The sequence below is a fragment of the Sphingomonas faeni genome, from assembly GCF_023195535.1.
Taxonomy (GTDB): domain Bacteria; phylum Pseudomonadota; class Alphaproteobacteria; order Sphingomonadales; family Sphingomonadaceae; genus Sphingomonas; species Sphingomonas faeni_B.
Genome location: NZ_JALPNF010000002.1, coordinates 452324 through 470052 on the forward strand (window position 1 = coordinate 452324; position 17729 = coordinate 470052).

Annotated in this window: 17 protein-coding genes; 9 read left to right on the plus strand and 8 right to left on the minus strand. The window is 65.8% G+C overall.

The window, feature by feature from the left end:
* Positions 1 to 37: 37 nt before the first annotated feature.
* A complete protein-coding gene (locus SPHN_RS06540) occupies positions 38 to 1510 on the plus strand; it encodes a flavin-containing monooxygenase (RefSeq protein WP_248522098.1) in 1473 nt (490 codons plus the stop codon).
* Positions 1511 to 1525: 15 nt separating this feature from the next.
* Here the strand turns inward: SPHN_RS06540 and SPHN_RS06545 are convergent, their stop codons facing one another.
* Positions 1526 to 2023, minus strand: a complete 498-nt coding sequence (locus SPHN_RS06545) for an SH3 domain-containing protein (protein ID WP_432715059.1) — start codon at positions 2021 to 2023, stop codon at positions 1526 to 1528.
* 104 nt (positions 2024 to 2127) lie between these two features.
* Here SPHN_RS06545 and SPHN_RS06550 point away from each other — a divergent pair, with 104 nt between their 5' ends.
* Together SPHN_RS06550 and SPHN_RS06555 are read left to right on the plus strand one after the other, a co-directional pair.
* Positions 2128 to 3126 carry a 2-hydroxyacid dehydrogenase gene (locus SPHN_RS06550; RefSeq protein ID WP_248522102.1) on the plus strand — a complete coding sequence of 333 codons (999 nt, stop codon included), beginning with the start codon at positions 2128 to 2130 and terminating at the stop codon, positions 3124 to 3126.
* An 88-nt stretch (positions 3127 to 3214) separates the two neighbouring features.
* On the plus strand, positions 3215 to 3406 hold the full coding sequence (locus SPHN_RS06555) for a hypothetical protein (RefSeq protein WP_248522104.1): 192 nt from the start codon (positions 3215 to 3217) through the stop codon (positions 3404 to 3406).
* Between the two features lie 215 nt (positions 3407 to 3621).
* Here SPHN_RS06555 and SPHN_RS06560 read toward each other — a convergent pair whose 3' ends face one another.
* The 4 genes from SPHN_RS06560 to SPHN_RS06575 all read right to left on the minus strand — a co-directional run bounded on the left by SPHN_RS06560 (position 3622) and on the right by SPHN_RS06575 (position 7618).
* Positions 3622 to 3912 carry a hypothetical protein gene (locus SPHN_RS06560; protein ID WP_248522106.1) on the minus strand — a complete coding sequence of 97 codons (291 nt, stop codon included), beginning with the start codon at positions 3910 to 3912 and terminating at the stop codon, positions 3622 to 3624.
* A gap of 157 nt (positions 3913 to 4069) precedes the next feature.
* Positions 4070 to 4696 carry a LysE family translocator gene (locus SPHN_RS06565; protein WP_248522108.1) on the minus strand — a complete coding sequence of 209 codons (627 nt, stop codon included), beginning with the start codon at positions 4694 to 4696 and terminating at the stop codon, positions 4070 to 4072.
* 312 nt (positions 4697 to 5008) lie between these two features.
* Positions 5009 to 6412, minus strand: a complete 1404-nt coding sequence (locus tag SPHN_RS06570; protein ID WP_248522122.1) for an NAD(P)H-dependent flavin oxidoreductase — start codon at positions 6410 to 6412, stop codon at positions 5009 to 5011.
* Positions 6413 to 6481: 69 nt separating this feature from the next.
* Entirely contained in the window at positions 6482 to 7618 is a 1137-nt protein-coding gene (locus SPHN_RS06575; RefSeq protein ID WP_248522124.1) for a glycosyltransferase, read from the minus strand.
* 97 nt (positions 7619 to 7715) lie between these two features.
* On the opposite strand from SPHN_RS06575, the gene SPHN_RS06580 reads away from it, so the two are divergent.
* Entirely contained in the window at positions 7716 to 8780 is a 1065-nt protein-coding gene (locus SPHN_RS06580; RefSeq protein WP_248522126.1) for a hypothetical protein, read from the plus strand.
* Between the two features lie 47 nt (positions 8781 to 8827).
* Here the strand turns inward: SPHN_RS06580 and SPHN_RS06585 are convergent, their stop codons facing one another.
* The 3 genes from SPHN_RS06585 to SPHN_RS06595 form a co-directional block, all read right to left on the minus strand.
* Positions 8828 to 9934 carry a glycosidase gene (locus SPHN_RS06585; protein ID WP_248522128.1) on the minus strand — a complete coding sequence of 369 codons (1107 nt, stop codon included), beginning with the start codon at positions 9932 to 9934 and terminating at the stop codon, positions 8828 to 8830.
* Positions 9935 to 10089: 155 nt separating this feature from the next.
* Positions 10090 to 10848 (minus strand): SDR family oxidoreductase, encoded by a 759-nt coding sequence (locus SPHN_RS06590; RefSeq protein ID WP_248522129.1) that lies wholly within the window; start codon positions 10846 to 10848, stop codon positions 10090 to 10092.
* A 57-nt stretch (positions 10849 to 10905) separates the two neighbouring features.
* The gene (locus tag SPHN_RS06595; RefSeq protein WP_248522130.1) at positions 10906 to 11799 is read right to left on the minus strand and encodes an alpha/beta fold hydrolase; all 894 of its coding nucleotides are present in this window, start codon (positions 11797 to 11799) and stop codon (positions 10906 to 10908) included.
* A gap of 37 nt (positions 11800 to 11836) precedes the next feature.
* On the opposite strand from SPHN_RS06595, the gene SPHN_RS06600 reads away from it, so the two are divergent.
* The 5 genes from SPHN_RS06600 (at position 11837) to SPHN_RS06620 (ending at position 17615) form a co-directional block, all read left to right on the plus strand.
* Positions 11837 to 13198, plus strand: a complete 1362-nt coding sequence (locus tag SPHN_RS06600) for a protein adenylyltransferase SelO (RefSeq protein WP_248522131.1) — start codon at positions 11837 to 11839, stop codon at positions 13196 to 13198.
* A gap of 36 nt (positions 13199 to 13234) precedes the next feature.
* Positions 13235 to 14647 carry a succinylglutamate-semialdehyde dehydrogenase gene (gene astD / locus SPHN_RS06605; protein ID WP_248522132.1) on the plus strand — a complete coding sequence of 471 codons (1413 nt, stop codon included), beginning with the start codon at positions 13235 to 13237 and terminating at the stop codon, positions 14645 to 14647.
* Positions 14648 to 14897: 250 nt separating this feature from the next.
* Positions 14898 to 15689 carry a uroporphyrinogen-III C-methyltransferase gene (gene cobA, locus SPHN_RS06610; protein ID WP_248522133.1) on the plus strand — a complete coding sequence of 264 codons (792 nt, stop codon included), beginning with the start codon at positions 14898 to 14900 and terminating at the stop codon, positions 15687 to 15689.
* Positions 15686 to 15982 carry a DUF2849 domain-containing protein gene (locus SPHN_RS06615; protein WP_248522134.1) on the plus strand — a complete coding sequence of 99 codons (297 nt, stop codon included), beginning with the start codon at positions 15686 to 15688 and terminating at the stop codon, positions 15980 to 15982. Before cobA ends, SPHN_RS06615 begins: the two co-directional genes overlap by 4 nt.
* A gap of 1 nt (position 15983) precedes the next feature.
* Positions 15984 to 17615, plus strand: a complete 1632-nt coding sequence (locus SPHN_RS06620) for a nitrite/sulfite reductase (RefSeq protein ID WP_248522135.1) — start codon at positions 15984 to 15986, stop codon at positions 17613 to 17615.
* Positions 17616 to 17729: the final 114 nt, after the last annotated feature.

A 17729-nucleotide genomic window follows, 5' to 3' on the forward strand; every position in this document is an offset into this window, starting at 1 on the left:
AAACCTACGGCGTAACGCCGGGGCACGAGGATGCAGCATGACCGAACATGTCGACGTGATCGTGGTGGGTGCCGGCATTTCCGGGATCGGCACCGGCTACCACCTTCAGACGCGCTGCCCCGACCGGACCTACATGATCCTCGAGGGGCGGCAGTCGATGGGCGGGACGTGGGACCTGTTCCGCTATCCCGGCATCCGCTCCGACTCGGACATGCACACGCTCGGGTTCGTCTTCCACCCCTGGACGGCGGCCAAGTCGATCGCCGACGGCCCCTCGATCCGCGCCTATGTCGAGGAAACGGCGCACGCGTACGGCATCGACCGGAAGATCCGCTACGGTCATCACGTCAAGTCCGCAGCGTGGTCGACCGAGGACGCGCGCTGGACGGTCGAGGCTACGGGACCCGACGGGCCGGTCACGCTGACCTGCAACTTCCTCTCGATGTGCGCGGGCTATTATAATTACGCCAAGGCCTATTCGCCCGATTTCGAGGGCGCGGAGAGCTTTGCCGGGCAGATCGTCCACCCGCAATTCTGGCCCGAGGACCTCGACTATAGCGGCAAGCGGGTCGTCGTGATCGGCAGCGGCGCGACCGCCGTGACGCTGGTGCCGACGATGGCGCAGACCGCCGCGCACGTGACGATGCTCCAGCGCTCGCCGACGTACATCGTCGCGCGACCCGGCGAGGACAGCGTCGCCAACTGGCTACGCGGCAAGCTGCCCGCCAAGGCGGCCTACGGCATCACGCGGTGGAAGAACGTGCTGATGGGGATGTTCTTCTACCGGATGGCGCGGAAGAAGCCGGCGGTCGTCAAGGAGCGGATGATCGGCATGGTCCGCGATCAGCTCGGCCCCGACTATGACGTCGCGACGCATTTCACGCCGCGCTACAATCCGTGGGACCAGCGCGTCTGCCTGGTGCCCGACGGCGACCTGTTCACCGCGATCAACGCCGGCACCGCCTCGATCGTCACCGACACGATCGCCCGCATCACGCCCGACGGTATCCATCTCGATTCGGGGAAGGACCTGCTCGCCGACGTGATCGTCACCGCCACCGGGCTCGAACTGCAATTGATGAGCGGGGTCGCGTTCAGCCTCGACGGCAAGCCTATCGAGCTTGCCGGGCGGCTCCAGTACAAGGGGATGATGTTCGACGGCGTGCCGAACCTGTCCTCGACCTTCGGCTACACCAACGCGTCGTGGACGCTGAAGGCCGACCTGACCGCGGTGTACGTCTGCCGCCTGCTCAATACGATGAAGAAGCGCGGCCTGCGCCAGGCGACCCCGCACAACGACGACCCGACCATGAAGAACGAAGCGTTTCTCGACTTCAGCTCAGGCTATGTCCAGCGTGCCGCCGCGGCGCTGCCGACGCAGGGAGAGCGCAAACCCTGGAAGCTCAACCAGAACTACGCGCTGGACCTGATGGCCCTGAAGCTCGGCTCGGTCGACGACGCGATGCAGTTCTCGAACCCCGCCAAGGCGAGATCCAGGGTGCCCGCGTAATCGAGCGAAACGGCGTCAGGGCAGCGTTTCGCCCGCTTCGACGCCCCACAGGCCGCTGATCGCGACGAACCCCGCCTGCCCTTTCACGTCCATCCGGCACCAGCCATTGGCGCACTGGCTCAAACGCCCCACGACACCCGGTGCCGCGCGCCAAACCAGCCTGCTCGACGCGCTGGGCTTCTCGCGCAACTCGGCGGGGGTGGGTCCGCGTACGATCGCCGTCCGCGTACCGCTCAGCAGGTTTGCCTGCATCCAGCCCTCCGTCCCATCGGGGTCGGCGATCTTGCGCCATTGCTTGAAAATCGCAACGACCTTGATCGGCAGATCCTGACGCTGGTACAGCCAGCTCGCTGGATACGTCCGCGCAGGCCCGGTTCGCATGCGCGCGCGCGTTGCCGAGATCGACGCGTAATAGGGCACGCTCCGCTTCGCATCCGCAGCGATCGCAGGGTCCGGCACCAGCGCCACGATAACGAAAGCGGAAAGCGCGGCGGCGAAAATGCGCATGGTCATGTCCTAACTGGCGAAACGACGTCCTATCGCGACGAACCGCTTTGCTCAACCGAAGTTGACGGCTCCACGTTGACGCGCGAGAGCGCCTTCGCCAAGCCATCCGCATGATCGACACACGCCGCTGTCCGAACCCGAAGGTCGTCGTCACCCGCGAACTGGCGGACACGCTGATGGACCGGATGGAGGCGCTGTTCGATACGCATAACAATCGCGCCGATGCCAAGCTGACACGCGACCAGCTCGCCGCCGCGATGGCGGACTGCGACGTGCTGGTCCCGACCGTGACCGACGACATCGACGCTGCCCTGATTGCCGGCGCTGGCGACCGCCTGAAGCTGATCGCGAACTATGGCGCGGGCGTGAACCATATCGACCTTAAGGCGGCGCGTGCCCGCGGCATCATCGTCACCAACACACCGGGGGTCCTCACCGAGGACACCGCCGACATGACGATGGCGCTGATCCTGTCGGTCCCTCGCCGCCTGGCCGAGGGCGAGAAGCTGGTGCGGTCGGGCCAGTGGAACGGCTGGAGCCCGGGCGGGATGCTCGGCCACCGGATCGGCGGCAAGGCGCTCGGAATCGTCGGGATGGGACGGATCGGCCAGGCGGTCGCGCTGAGGGCACGCGCGTTCGGGTTGACGATCCATTATCACAATCGCACCCGCCTCCCCGCGGTCCGCGAGGCGCAACTGGCGGCGACGTGGCACGAGTCGCTCGACGAGATGCTCGGCGCGGTCGACGTCGTGACGATCCACACGCCGCTCAATCCCGACAGCCGGGACCTGCTCGATGCGCGGCGGATCGCGCTGATGCAGCCGCACGTCTACCTGATCAATGCGGCACGCGGCGGGATCGTCGACGAGGCGGCCTTGGTCGAGGCGCTGGAGAACGGGCGGCTCGCCGGCGCTGGGCTCGATGTCTGGGCGCACGAGCCGGCGATCGATCCCCGCCTGCTCGCGCTGCCCAACGTCGTGATGCTGCCGCACATGGGCTCGGCGACGCTCGAAGGCCGGATGGCGTCGGGCGAACGCGTGATCCAGAATATCCGGATGTGGGCCGACGGCCACCGCCCCCCGGATCAGGTGCTCGACGGCTGGCTGTAACGCCCGAAAACAATCTGGATCAATTGCTAGGAACCGATCCCGCGGTGCGGCATTTGTTGGATACCCCCGGAGAGACAGGAGTATCCCCATGAAGAAGTTCGCCGTTTCCGCCCTGCTGATCGCATCCGCCGTGTCGATGAGCGCCTGCTCGACGCTCAAGGGCGCAGGCATCGGTGCCGCCGGTGGCGCAGGCGTCGCGGCAGCCACTGGCGGTAGCGTCGAAAAGGGTGCTGCCGTCGGTGGTGCGGGTGGCGCAGTGGTCGGCACCGTCGCCGACTGATCCAGCACTTGGTGGGACATGCGGGACTATCGCCCCTGTCCCACCAAACTACGGCATCCGACAGTTTCACGAGCCGCTAATCCTCCCCCGCCAGGGGGAGGTGGCACCGAAGGTGACGGAGGGGGAGGACGCGGAACGGAGATTTCCCGCTCCTCCCCTTCCGTCTGGCAAGAGCCAGCCACCTCCCCCTGCGGGGGACGACAAATCCAACGCTCCTAGACCGCGCGCATCCAGTGCGTCCGCGTTACCGTCCCGGTCATCACCTTCGACCCGAACGCCTTGATGATCTTGGCCGCATCGGCACTGTTCATCAGCACGACCCGCGTTCCACCCGACGGAAGCGTCTCGATCGCACTGATGGTCGCACCGTGCTTCTTGCACATCGCAACAACCTGAGGCTGCTCGACGCTAACGTTCACCGCGCGCGAGATCGGTACGACGGTCTCGGCAACCTGCTTTTCGACGGCCTGCTTATCGAGGGCCGGCTTGTCTGCGCCGGTCGTCACGAAGCCAACGCCTCGATTGCGATGTAAGGATAGATGGTCATGCGGCATTCCCGGCTCGGAGCGGGAGCGCAAAGCATCTCTCAGTCGCAACCTGCCCGTACGAAGCGTCGCGATGGGTCGAGTATGCGCGCAATGCCCGGAAACGGCAATGGCCGCGCTACGTCCGCACCTTCAGCAGGGCCAGTCCGAAGCCGATGAAGATCCCCCCCGTCACCCGGTCGAACGCCCGCCGCAGCGCTGGCCGTGTCAGGTATCTGGCGAGGGTCCGCCCACCCGCCGCATAGATGCCGTACCAGATGCTCTCGACCACCGCGAAGGTCGCGACGAGGATCGCGAACTGCGGTGCCTGCGGCGATGCGCGATCGACGAATTGCGGGAGAAAGGCCGCGGCGAATAACAGCAGCTTGGGGTTGCTGATACCGATGACGAACCCGCCGCGGAACAGCCGGCGGGCGGAAACCGTCACCGGCAACGCGTCCGCGCCGACGTCGATCGGAGACCCTGCACCGCGCCATGCCTTGATGCCGAGAAATATGAGGTACGCGACACCCGCATAGCGCAACGCATCGAACACGCGGGGCCATGCCGCCAGCAACGCCGAAACACCCGCCGCCGACGCCGCCAGCACGAGCACCAGCGCGGTCAGGCACCCCGCCATCGCCGCGATGCTGCGGCGCATACCGAACGTCACGCTGCGCGTCATGACGTGCAGCATGTTCGGCCCTGGCGTCCCGCACAGCAGGACTATCGCAACCACGAACAGCCACCATGCGTGTAGCGTCATATTTGCCCCTTGCCCTTTCGATAGACCGTCTCGGAACGACTAGCGTAACGCTGGTCGTTCCGGCACCCCGCCGAGAGACGGTATCCGGGCATAGCGCGTCATCCCGAACCAGATCGAACGCTCCAGACCAAACCCGTTACCCCAGCGAAAGCTGGGGTCTCGTCATGAGACTCCGTTCGCCTGTCACGAGGGAGACCCCAGCTTTCGCTGGGGTGACGGAATTTTTAATGGATTGGCGACTCATCACAGGCATGATGCAGCCCGACACCTCAAGCAAGTGCACGGGAGATGGCCCCGCGAAGCCGCTGCGCCTCAATCGCCCGTCAAAATCCGATCGACCAACTGCCCGACACTCGGCACGAACCCGTTGGAATAGAACGGGTCCTTCTTGAAATTATACGCCGCATGGCCCGCGAACATCAAATTCTGGTCGATGTCGCCGCCGTGCGCGATGTCCTGCAGCGTCTTCTGGATGCAGAAGCTGCGCGGGTCGGCCAGCCGCCCGGTCGAGTTCGTCTCGGTATCCGCCCAGCTGGAGAACGAGCATTGCGACAGGCAGCCCATGCAGTCCGCCTGGTCCTTGCGGATCATGCCCTTCTCGGTCGGGCTGACGAACACCAGCGTGTTGTCCGGCGTCTTGAGCGCATCGGTATAGCCCTCGCCGAACCACTGGCGCGCGCGTAGCAGGTCGTTGCGCGTGACCCAGAAGTTCTTGCCCTTCACGCCGACGTCGAGCTGGAAGACGTGATCGCCGGCCTCCTGCGTCGAGAACGCGACCTGACGCTCGGACCGCGCCTCGAGCGAGCGCAGGAACGGGTTGCGCACCGCCGACGAATAGAACCCGGTCGGCGAGAACTTGTGCAGCAGCACGTCGCCGGGCTCGATCTGGGTCAGCGCGTCTTTCCACCCCTGCGGGATCGGGCTCTCGCGCGTCAGCAGCGGGCGGGTGCCGAACTGGAACGCGATCGTGCCGAGTTCCGGATTGTCGATCCAGTCGTTCCAATCGCGTAGATACCAGACGCCGCCCGCCATCACGATCGGCACGTCGTCGCTGATGCCGCCCTCACGCATCACGTCGCGGAGTTCCTTCACGCGCGGATACGGGTCCTGCGGCTTCAGCGGATCCTCAGCGTTCGACAGGCCGTTATGCCCGCCTGCGAGCCAGGGATCCTCGTACACGACCGCGGCAAGCCATTCGGCCGCCTTCGAATAGGCGCGCTTCCACAACGCACGAAACGCGCGCCCCGAACTGACGATCGGCAGATAGCTGACGCCGTAGGACGCGGTGATCTCGCTGAGCTTGTACGGCATCCCCGCACCGCAGGTGACGCCCGCGACCTTGCCGCGCGTCCGCTCCAGCACGCCGTGCAGTATCCGCTGCGCGCCGCCCATTTCCCACAGCACGTTGATGTTGATCGCGCCCTTGCCGTCGGCGATCTCGTACGCACGCTCGACCTGCTGGACCGCGCCCTCGATCGCATATTCGACCAGCTCCTCGTGGCGCGCGCGGCGCGTCAGCGCCTGATAGACCTGCGGAATGATCTTGCCATCGGGATCGTAGCTGTCGGCGTTGACCGCCGAGACGGTACCGATGCCACCCGCGGCGGCCCAGGCGCCGGCCGAGGCGTGGTTGGTCGCCGCGACGCCCTTGCCGCCTTCCACCAGAGGCCAGACTTCCCGACCGTTATAGACGATAGGCTTCAGGCCCTTGAACACGACGTCACCTCTCCCGGAAAATACGGCCTACTAGAGCGCACGGACGCATCGTGCGAGCAAAATTGCGACCTACGACAGCGCACCGGGCCGCTGCAACGCGGCTTCGTACAGATCGCGGTAGCGGGCGATCATCACGCCCTCGTCATACTCGGCGCGCGCCTTGGCCTGGTTCGCCGCCCCGACCGAGGCGCGGAGCGCAGGATCGGACACCAGAGCCTGCAACGCATCGCGCAACCGGACTTCGTTGGCGATGTCGGTCACGAACGGCAAATTCTCGGGCGCCACCATCCGCTTCAGGTCGCCGACCGGATAGCTCGCGATCGGCAGCCCTGCCGCCATCGCCTCGACCACCGAGATCGGAAACTGCTCGCTCCGCGACGACAGCGCGAGCATGTCGAAATGGCCGATATACCGGTACGGCCGATCGAGAAATCCGGGCAGCACCAGCTTGTCTGCCATCCCCATCGCCGCGGCGGCCTGCAGGATATTGGCGCGCTCCGGCCCCTCGCCGACGATCACCAGCCGCACCCGGCCCGACACGCCGCCGACCGCCCGCACCAGCGCGGTCAGGTCCTTCACCTCGCGCAGTCCCGCCAGCGCGCCGATCACGACTTCCTTGGCGTTGCGCGTGAAACCGGGGATCGCCTTGGGCTCGGGCTTCTGCGCGTAATAGGCGGTGCCGATGCCGTTGACGATCCGGTGGACGCGCTCGCGTGGCTGTTTCCAGGTGTTCAGCGCGATCCCCTCGAGCACCTCGGACGGCACGGCCAACGCATGCGCCGCGCCCAGCGCGAGCCGCCGATAGATGTTGCGCTCGATCTTGAGCCCGCCGGCCTCGTCGGCGTTGAACCCGTCCTCGTGATGGACGAGCGGCGGGGCGCCCTTCGCGAACGCACGGCGCGCCATCGCCCCGTCGATCGCACCCCAATTATACGTCAGCACCAAGTCGAACCGCCGCATATACTGCGCGATCGCCTCATAGCGCTTGACCGAGGGCTTGCCGGTCAGCGGCGGCGGAGTCTGCGCGATCTCGTAGCGGATACCCTTCGCGATCGAATCCCGCGCGCTGGTCTGCTCGGGCATCCCCGATACGATGGTATGCTTCGCGCGATCCCCGAACGCGTTCATCAACCGAACCGCCCGCGCCTCCTTGCCGCCGAGGTCGAACGAGGAATGGAGATGCAGGATGTTCACGGGTGCGGCCATGCTGAGGCGATGCCCCATCTGGACCCTGGGTTTCAAGCACCAGATAGGGACGGCGTGCTGATCAGATGGCACGACCGATCATCCGGTACGGAGCAGGTTGCAGGCATTCCGCCCTCCCGGCCCTGATAGCTTCCCGGCCATCCCCCGCAACACGGACGCGCCGCAACCGGAGGGAGACGTCAATTCAGCAACCGGGGGAACCATGAAACACGCCAGAATTGCAGCAAGCCTCATCGCTTGCGCTGCCGCACCCGCTATCGCACAGTCTGCGCCAGCAACCGTTGCCAGCGGCCCGTCCCCGACGACAACCTTATCGGGAACGCCTGCTGCGGTCGCACCGACTGGGCCGACCGAGTTTCTGGTAGGTCCTGTCGAACTTATCCAAGACGTCAACGGCACGCCTGTTCGGTTGATGATCAGCGACTATTTTCAGGTTGTCAGCCAGGGCGACGGCCTACATCTGTTATCCAGACTCGATATCGATCTGTCTGATCTGCAACAGAAGTTTCCGTCGATCATCGGCGCCTTACCGCTGCCTAACGACAATTGCGGGAGCTACAAGCCGGACAATTTGATCGTCTCGTTGCCGAACCGTGAGCTACGTGCCGAAGGGGATCACGCCACGATGGCGATTGCCGGCAAGGTCGACATCTGGAGTTGCTTTGAAAATCCGGTGCCCAATACCGCGATAGTTTGGAAGACCAGGCGTGTGATGGGTATCAACGTCCCGTATCCGACGTTGAAAACCTGGCCTGGAAACCCGTTTAAGAACAAGACCGCGTCCCAGCCATTTGAGGCGACATTACCAATCTACTTCCGGAAAATAAGCGATACGTCACTCGGAATCGTTACCGGAACGCCGAGCGTCAAGCTCAAGGGCCAGTATGTTTTCATTACGAACGGTATCCTCAGCCTCGCGAAAATCGACATTAACGAGGAGGCAAGAAAGGCGCTGAGCAAAGCTATCGCGCCTAACGATCTAATAAAGTCCATTCCGGAGGAGTTTCTGGCGATGAACCCGACGATCGTGGATGCTACATTTTACGCCAAGGATGGCCTGCTGTTCGCGAGGGTCAATGCGAGCGCGGTAATTCCGCCGGCAAAGATCACCGAATGGATAACGCTTATGATGACAAAACCAACGCCCGCTCCGCTGCCCTGACCAGTGCGGGAGCCGTATCATACGGCTCCCGCCGCTGCTTCAGTAGCTCAGGCAAACACGCTCTTCGCGATATGCGTGATCCGGCATGCCAGATCCGCCTCGCCGCTCGCCACGACGTAGAAGTCGCCCGCATCCGCGATGCCGGTCGTGAAGACGACGTTGTCGAGGTACATCCGGTCCTTCAACGGCTCGGTCAGTTCGGGGTTCGGTTCGAGCAGCGCGGTATGCTGCGTCGCGACCGTGATCGACGGATCGTCCTTGTCGAGGATCGACCAATAGGTGCGGTAGATGCCGACGATTCCCGACGGCTCGACGCCATGCCACAACGTCAGCCAGCCGCGATCGGTCAGGATCGGCGGTGCACCGCCGCCCATCCGCGCGGTCGCGACGGTGGCGGCATGCGGGCGGATGCCGGGCTTGTCGTGCGGTTTCCAGTGGAGCGCGTCGGGCGAGCGCGACAGGTTGATCGAGGGTCCGCTGCGCCATTCGCTGCCGGGCGGGTACGCGAAATACAGGTCGCCGAGCGGCCGCGTCTGCGCCCAATACTGCCCGTCGATCAGCCCCTCGAAGATCAGCATGTCCTTGTTCTGGTGATCCAACACGATCCCTTCGAGCTGCCAGTCGAGCGCGTCGGCGGACGAATACAGCGTCGTCGAATGCCGCTCCGGGCTGACCGAACAGGTGGTCATCAGATAGCGGTCGCCAACCTTCGAGATCCGCGCATCCTCGACGCCGTAGCATTGATACGAGGTGCGCGGCGCGATCGCCTTGTCGTAATGCACCGCCACCACCGAACGGCCCTCGGCATCCAGTTCGACCGGCAACAGCCACGACAACGACGTCAGCGCCATCACCTTCCACCCGCCGCCGGGGATCAGGAATTTCCGCGGGTCCTTGGTATCCACTTGCTGCAAAGGCCACGCGTCGAGCACATACGCGTCGTCCTCCCAGCGGATCGCGTGGACGTTGCCGTCCCTGATCGGCTTTTTCAGCGCCTCCGCCACCCGCACCATCAACAGCAGATTGCCGTTCGCCAACCGCGTCATCCCCGGATTGAACGCGCCGAGCACATAGGTCTCGGCGTCCACCTTGCCTGCCAGCGGCGAGCGCGACAGGTCGATGTCGGCGGGGGTGAAGACGAGCTGGTCGAACACGCTATTCTCCTTTGATTTACGTCCGGCGACGTCGCCCTACCTACTCCGTCATCCCGACGAAAGTCAGGACCCAGAGCCATGAAGGACGGCGCCCCGTTACTCTGGGTCCTGACTTTCGTCAGGATGACGGGCCGGCGTATCGTGATCAGGAGCGCTTACTCCCCCTCAAGCGCCCGCGGGACGATCACGATCTGCTGGATCACGGTGCGCGTCGGCTGCGTCAACACGAACTCCACCCCGACCGCGATGTCTTCCGCCCGCAGCATCTGCTCCGCCTCGATCATCTGGCGCTGCTTGTCGTCGGGCACGTCGGGATATTGCATGTTCGAGCCGACCTTGCCCGGCTCGACCAGCGACACCTTGACCCCCTTCGGCCCCACTTCGCGCCGCAACGCCTCCGAAAACCCGGCGATGCCCGACTTGATCCCGGCATATACCGTCGAGCTAGGCCCGAGGATATGCGCGCTCAGCGACCCGATGATGACGATGTCGCTGATCGGCGTCATCCGGTGCGCAGCATGGTGCGCGCTGAGCAGGTACGCGGTGAAGTCGACCGCGATCGCATAGCGGAGCTCGTCCTCGCTCATCTGCATCAGGCCGCCCGCCGCGACCGCCGCGTTGATGACGGTGATGTCGAAGCCGCCGAGATATGCTTCGCCTGCATCGAAGAACGCGCGGACCTTGTCGGGATCGGCGAGCTCGGTGATCATCCCGTCGCCCTCGCCGACCTCGCGGATGCGGGCGAGCGCGTCCGCCAGATAACGTGCGTCGCGCCCGCAGATGAAGACCTTCGCCCCCTCCGCCGCCAGCAGCACCGCGATCGCCCGCCCGATCCCGGTGGTCCCCCCGGTGATGATCGCGCGGCGGCCCTTCAGCGGGCGAACGGTCGTGTGTGCGTCGGAGAGATCGGTCATCAAGTATCCCGGTTTATCAGCAGATTATCGGCCAGCGGTACGCGGCCCCGCCCTCCCCTAAGCGCGGATCGCCGCCCCCTCAAGCGCACGCGCGAGCAACCGGTCGATCGGCGCCTGCACGATCGTCTCGGTCAGCGTCGGCGCGTGGCCGACCCCCGGCACCGTCACCAGTTCGACCCGGTCGAGCGACGCCGCCATCCGTTCCGCGGTGGCCGCCGACAACAGGTCGGACCGCCCCCCGCGCACGATCAGCGTCGGCACGTCGCGAAGCGATCCCAGCGCCTGCCACATGTCCGGCCCCGCCTCGTTGCCGGGCACGCGGAACGGCTCCGCAATCTTCACGTCGTAATCGAGCACGATCCGCCCCGAACTGTTGAGCCGGTACAGCCGCTTGGCCATCGCCAGCCAGTCCTCGATCGCGAAGTCGGGATAGACGTCGTCGTTATTCTCGGCGACGCACCGCGCGGCGTGCATCCAGGTCGGGAACACGCTGGCCTTGCCGACATAGCCGCGGATCCGCGACAGGCCCTGCGCGTCGATCTCCGGCCCGACATCGTTCAGCAACGCGCCGAGCATCCGTCCCTGCGACGGCCCCGCCATCAACCCCGCCATCAACATCGTGACGATGCCCCCGAGCGACGTGCCGAATGCGATGTACCGATCGATCGCCTGCTCGGTCAGCAGCGCCTCGACGTCTTCGACATAGGTCGTCGGGACATAGGAGGTCGGATCCTTGGCGTAGGCGCTCTCGCCCCGCCCGCGAAAGTCGATCGCGATCACCCGCCAGCGCCCCGCGAGCCGCGCCGCCAGCGCATCGAAATCGCGCGCGTTGCGGGTCAGTCCGGGCATGCAGAGGATCGGCGGCTGCCCTTCCGCCCCGCCCGGATAGTCGCGCGCATGCAATTTGAGGCCGTCGCCGGACGACCAATAGAGGTTTTCGTAAGCGGCCATGGTTGCGTCCTTCGGGTAGCGGCCACCATATCGCCGCATGCCTATCGACCCGCAAGCCTATCGCCCCGAAGCTGCACTCTTGACGCTCGGGGACGCGTTCTTCGATCCGGTCGCGCCGGCCGACTTCCCCGAGACGCGGCTGAGATTCCGCAACGATCGCGCCGCCGCGCAGGTCGGGCTCGATACGCTTGCCAACGAGGAATGGCTCCGGCATTTCGGGCGGTTCGCGCCGTTGCCGGACACGCTCCCCCAGCCCTTCGCGCTGCGCTATCACGGCCACCAGTTCCGCACCTACAATCCCGATCTCGGCGACGGCCGCGGCTTTACCTTCGCGCAGATGCGCGACGACCGGAACCGCCTGATGGACCTCGGCACCAAGGGCTCGGGCCAGACGCCGTGGAGCCGCGCCGGCGATGGTCGCCTGACGCTCAAAGGCGGTGTCCGCGAAATCCTCGCGACCGAGATGCTGGAGGCGCTCAACGTCCCCACCTCGCGCACGCTGTCGCTGATCGAGACCGGCGAGCAATTGCAGCGCGGCGACGAACCCAGCCCGACCCGCTCCGCCGTCCTCGTCCGCCTCAACCACAGCCATGTCCGCATCGGCAGCTTCCAGCGCCTCGCCTACGACCGCGACGAAGCCGGCCTTCGCAAACTCGTCGGCTACACGCTGCGCAACCTGTACGACGAGGACAGCGACGACCCGGCCCGCCTGCTCGACCTCGTCGTCGGCCGCACCGCGCGTCTCGCGGCACGCTACATGGCGGCGGGCTTCGTCCACGGCGTGCTCAATTCGGACAACATCAACGTCACCGGCGAGAGCTTCGACTACGGCCCCTGGCGCTTTGCCCCGACCTGGGACCCTACCCTCACCGCCGCCTATTTCGACCACCAGGGGCTCTACGCGTTCGGCCGCCAGCCCGAGGCGATCCACTGGGACGTGATGCAGCTCGCGGTCGCACTCCGTCAGATCGCCGAGAGCGAGCCGCTTGTCGCCGCGCTCGACCAGTTCGGCCCGCGCTATCAACCCGAAGTCACGCAGGCGATTCTCTGGCGCCTCGGCGTCCGCCCATGCGATCCCGACAGCGACCGCGACCTCGTCCAGGCCACCGAACGCGCACTCCGCACCTCGGGCGTCGGCATCGACCGCTTCTTCTTCGACGCGTTCGGCGGGAACCTGCCCGAAACCTACGCCGAACCCTGGACCGAAGTCCGCGCCGCCCTAGCGTCCTACGGACCCCGAAAAGACCGCTCGCACGCCTATTGGTCGGGCGAACCGTGCAGCATGCTGATCGACGAAGTGGAGGCAATCTGGGCGCCGATCGCCGAACACGACGACTGGACGCTGTTGAACGACAAGGTCGCCGCGATCCGCAACATGGGAGACGCGCTTGCCGAATAATTGGAATCATTCCTGATTTGAGGCAAGAGCAGCGCCATGTCCGACGAGATCATCTCCCACGAACCCGCCACCGGCGCGGTCCTCTGGCGCCATCCGGTCGGCGACGTCGATGCGGAAGTCGCCTGCGCCCGCGCCGGCTGGTCGAGTTGGGCATCGAAACCACTCGCCTTCCGGATCGAGACGATGCGACGCTTCGCCAACATCGTCCGCCAGCGCAATGACGCGTTCACCGACCTGATCGCACGCGAGACCGGCAAGCCGATCTGGGAAGCGCGCGGCGAGGTCGAGACGGTCATCGCCAAGGTCGACATCTCGGTCAGCGCCTATGCGGATCGCACCGCGCAGCGCCGCCTCGAAGCGACGATGGGCTCGCGCATCGCCGTCCGCCACAAGCCGCACGGCGTGCTTGCGGTGCTCGGGCCCTACAACTTCCCCGCACACCTTCCCAACGGGCACATCGTCCCCGCCTTGATCGCCGGCAACGCGGTCGTCTTCAAGCCATCGGAAAAGACTCCCGCGGTCGGCGCGTTCCTGGTCGAATGCTTTCGCGCCGCGGGTGTGCCGGCCGAGTGCATTCGGCTCGTCATCGGCGGCCCGAACGAAGGCAAGGCCCTTGCCGCGCATCCCGATATCGACGGCCTGTTGTTCACCGGCTCCGCCAGCACCGGCCTGGCCCTCAACCGCGCGTTCGCCGACAAGCCCGAAAAGATCCTCGCGCTCGAGATGGGCGGCAACAACCCGATCGTCGTCTGGGACACGCCCGACCTGCACACCGCGGCGGTGCTTATCATCCAGTCCGCCTTCACCACCGCGGGCCAGCGCTGTACCGCCGCGCGACGCCTGATCGTCGACACCAGGCTCTACGATCCGCTGATCGCCACGCTCGACAAGATGGTCGGCCGGATCATCGTCGGCGAACCGCACGCGAACCCCGCGCCGTTCATGGGACCGGTAATCGACAACGAAGCCGCGGAACACCTGACCGAGAGCTTCCTCGAACTACTGACCCTCGGCGGTCGTCCGATCCGCCATCTCGAGCGCCCGGTCGCGGACCTGCCGTTCCTCAAGCCCGCGTTGATCGACGTCACCGATATTGCCAATCGCCCCGATGTCGAGCTGTTCGGCCCGCTGCTGCAGATCGTCAGCGTCGACGATTTCGACGCCGCGATCGCCGAGGCGAATGCCACCCGCTACGGCCTGTCCGCCTCGCTGATCAGCCAGACGCCCGCGCTGTACGACCGCTTCTGGGCGAACATCCGGGCGGGCATCGTCAACTGGAACAAGCCGACCAACGGCGCCTCGTCGGGGGCGCCGTTCGGCGGCATCGGCTGGTCGGGCAACCACCGGCCGAGCGCCTATTACGCCGCGGATTACTGTGCCTACCCGGTCGTCAGCAGCGAATCCGAAAGCGCGCGTGCGAGCATCGGCATCGGTCTAAGCGACGGCTGAGCGCCTCCAATCTGATCCTCCCCCGCCAGGGGGAGGTGGCTGGCACTTGCCAGACGGAGGGGGAGGTAAGCGACGACCTATGCTCCGTGTCCTCCCCCTCCGTCGCTGCGCGCCACCTCCCCCTGGCAGGGAAGGATCGCTCGGTTTGGACGGCTGCGCGCCGCAGCCTGCCCCCCGCAAAAGCAATCCTACCCCCCGCCAAAGCATCATTCGGTTGCGGCGCAGCGCGTTGCCGCCCATCTTTCATTCCATGGCAAGCCTCCTAGACCCTACCGCCCGCGGGCGCGTCATCCTCGTCGGGGCTGGCCCGGGCGATCCCGGTCTCCTCACCGTCCGCGCGTTGGAGGCGCTGAAGACCGCCGACATCGTCGTGCATGACGGACTGATCGACCCGCGCGTGCTCGACATCGCGCCGCCGTCGGCGCAGCGCATCTCGGTCGCTAAACAGCGTGCCCGCCACACGCTGCCGCAGGAGGCGATCAACGCGCTGATCATCGCACATGTGAAGACCGGCGCGATCGTGATCCGTCTGAAGGGCGGCGACCCGTTCGTATTCGGTCGCGGCGGCGAGGAAGTCGAGGCAGTCCGCGCCGCCGGGCTCCCTGTAGAAGTAATCCCCGGCGTCTCGGCCGCGCTCGGTTGTGCCGCGGAGGCGATGCTCCCGCTCACCCATCGCGATCATTCGAGCGCAGTCAGCTTCGTCGCGGGCCAGTGCAAGGGGCTCAGCGAGCAGAACTGGGCCGGGCTCGCCGGACAGGGCCGTACGCTGGTGATCTACATGGGCATCGCCTCCGCGACCGACATTGCCGACAAGTTGATGGCGGACGGCGTCGCGCCCGACATGCCGGTGGCGGTGCTGGAACGTGGCACGCTGGAAGGCAGCCGCGCGATCCGCACCTTGCTCGCCGATCTCGGATCGATGGTGACACGCGAGGCGGTAGAGAGCCCCGCGATCATCGTCGTCGGCGAAGTCGTCGAACTGTCGGACGCCGAAGACAAACTGGCCCGCTGGGCCCGCGTAGCAGAGGACGCCGCCGCATGAAGCTGTTGACCGGAAACGACCTTCCCACCGGCGACGTCGTCTGGTGGACCGGCAACGGCTGGTCGCGCCACGTCGAGGATGCGGTCGACGTCGGCGTGTCGGGTGAATCCATCCTTCAGGCCGAAGAAGGCGCCCGCCGCGTCAACGTCCCCTACCTGATCGAGGCGACCCAGACCGACGAAGGCCCCCGCCCCGCCCACATCAAGGACCGCATCCGCGCGCTCGGCCCGACGATGCGACCCGACCTGACCCTCAAACCCGCCGACCCGAACGCCGGCAGTTGGGTAATCTGATATGTATAAATACGACGAATACGACCAGGCGATCGTCGACCAGCGTGTCGACGAATTCCGCGATCAGGTCCGCCGCCGCCTGTCGGGCGAACTCACCGAGGACCAGTTCAAGCCGCTGCGGCTGATGAACGGGCTGTACCTCCAGCTGCACGCATACATGCTGCGCGTCGCGGTGCCGTACGGGACGCTCGACGGGCGCCAGATGCGGAAGCTCGGCCACATCGCGCGCAAATACGATCGTGGTTACGGCCACTTTACCACGCGCCAGAACATCCAGTTCAACTGGATCCAGCTCGACCAGACCCCGGACATCCTCCAGGAGCTGGCGACGGTCGAGATGCACGCCATCCAGACCAGCGGCAACTGCATCCGCAACATCAGCTCCGACCAGTTCGCCGGCGCCGCCGCGGACGAGGTCGCCGACCCGCGCCCCTGGGCCGAGCTGATCCGCCAATGGTCGACGTTCCACCCGGAATTCACCTACCTCCCGCGCAAATTCAAGATCTGCGTGATCGCAGCGGACGAGGATCGTGCGGCGATGCGGCTGCACGATATCGGTATCGGTCTTCACGTCCGCGACGGCGAACTCGGCGCGAAGATCTTCGTCGGCGGCGGCATGGGCCGCACGCCGATGATCAGCCATGAGATTCGCGATTTCGTCCCCGCCGACGATCTGATGAGCTATCTCGAGGCGTGCCTGCGCGTCTACAATCGCTACGGTCGCCGCGACAATATCTACAAGGCGCGGATCAAGATCCTGCTGCACGAGATCGGCCCCGACGAATATCGCCGCCAGGTCGAGGAGGAATTCGCCGCGGTGAAGGGCCTTGGCCTCGATCCTCCGCGCGCCGAGTTGGAGCGTATCACCAGCCACTTCGGCGCGCCGGAGTTCGACGCGAACGCTTCGACCGATATCGACCGCAGCGATCCCGACTTCGCGGTCTGGCTCGACCAGAACGTGAAGGCGCACAAGCAGCCGGGCTATGCGATCGTCAACATCAGCCTCAAGCCGATCGGCGGCATCCCCGGCGACGCGTCGGCGGACCAGATCGATGTGATGGCCGATCTCGGCACGCGCTACAGCTTCGACGAACTGCGCGTCACGCATGCACAGAACATCGTCCTGCCACACGTCCGGATCGCCGATCTGCACGCGGTGTGGTCGGCGCTGAACGAGGCGGGTCTGGCCGAGGCCAATCTCGACCTGATCAGCGACATCATCGCCTGCCCCGGTCTCGATTATTGCAGCCTCGCCAATGCGCGCTCGATCCCGCTCGCACAGAAGATCGCGACCCGCTTCGGCAGCCTCGATCGCCAGCGCGACCTGGGCGAGTTGAAGCTCAAGATCAGCGGCTGCATCAACGCGTGCGGGCACCACCATGCCGGCCACATCGGCATCCTCGGCGTCGACAAGAAGGGCACCGAGAATTACCAGCTCTCGCTCGGCGGCTCCGGCGCGGAGGACGTCAGCCTCGCCAAGATCACCGGGCCCGGCTTCTCGGAGGACGGCGTGGTCGACGCGATCGAGCGCGTCACCGATCGCTATCTGCAGGTCCGCGACCCCGGCGAGCGCTTCCTCGACACCTACCGCCGCGTCGGCTTCGAGACGTTCAAGGAGGCGATCTATGGATAACCCGATCGTCACCCCAGCGCCTTTGTCAGTCACCCCAGCCCCCCCATCCGTCACCCCAGCGAAAGCTGGGGTATCCCGGTGGAGCACGCCCGGCCCGAACCACGAGATCCCAGC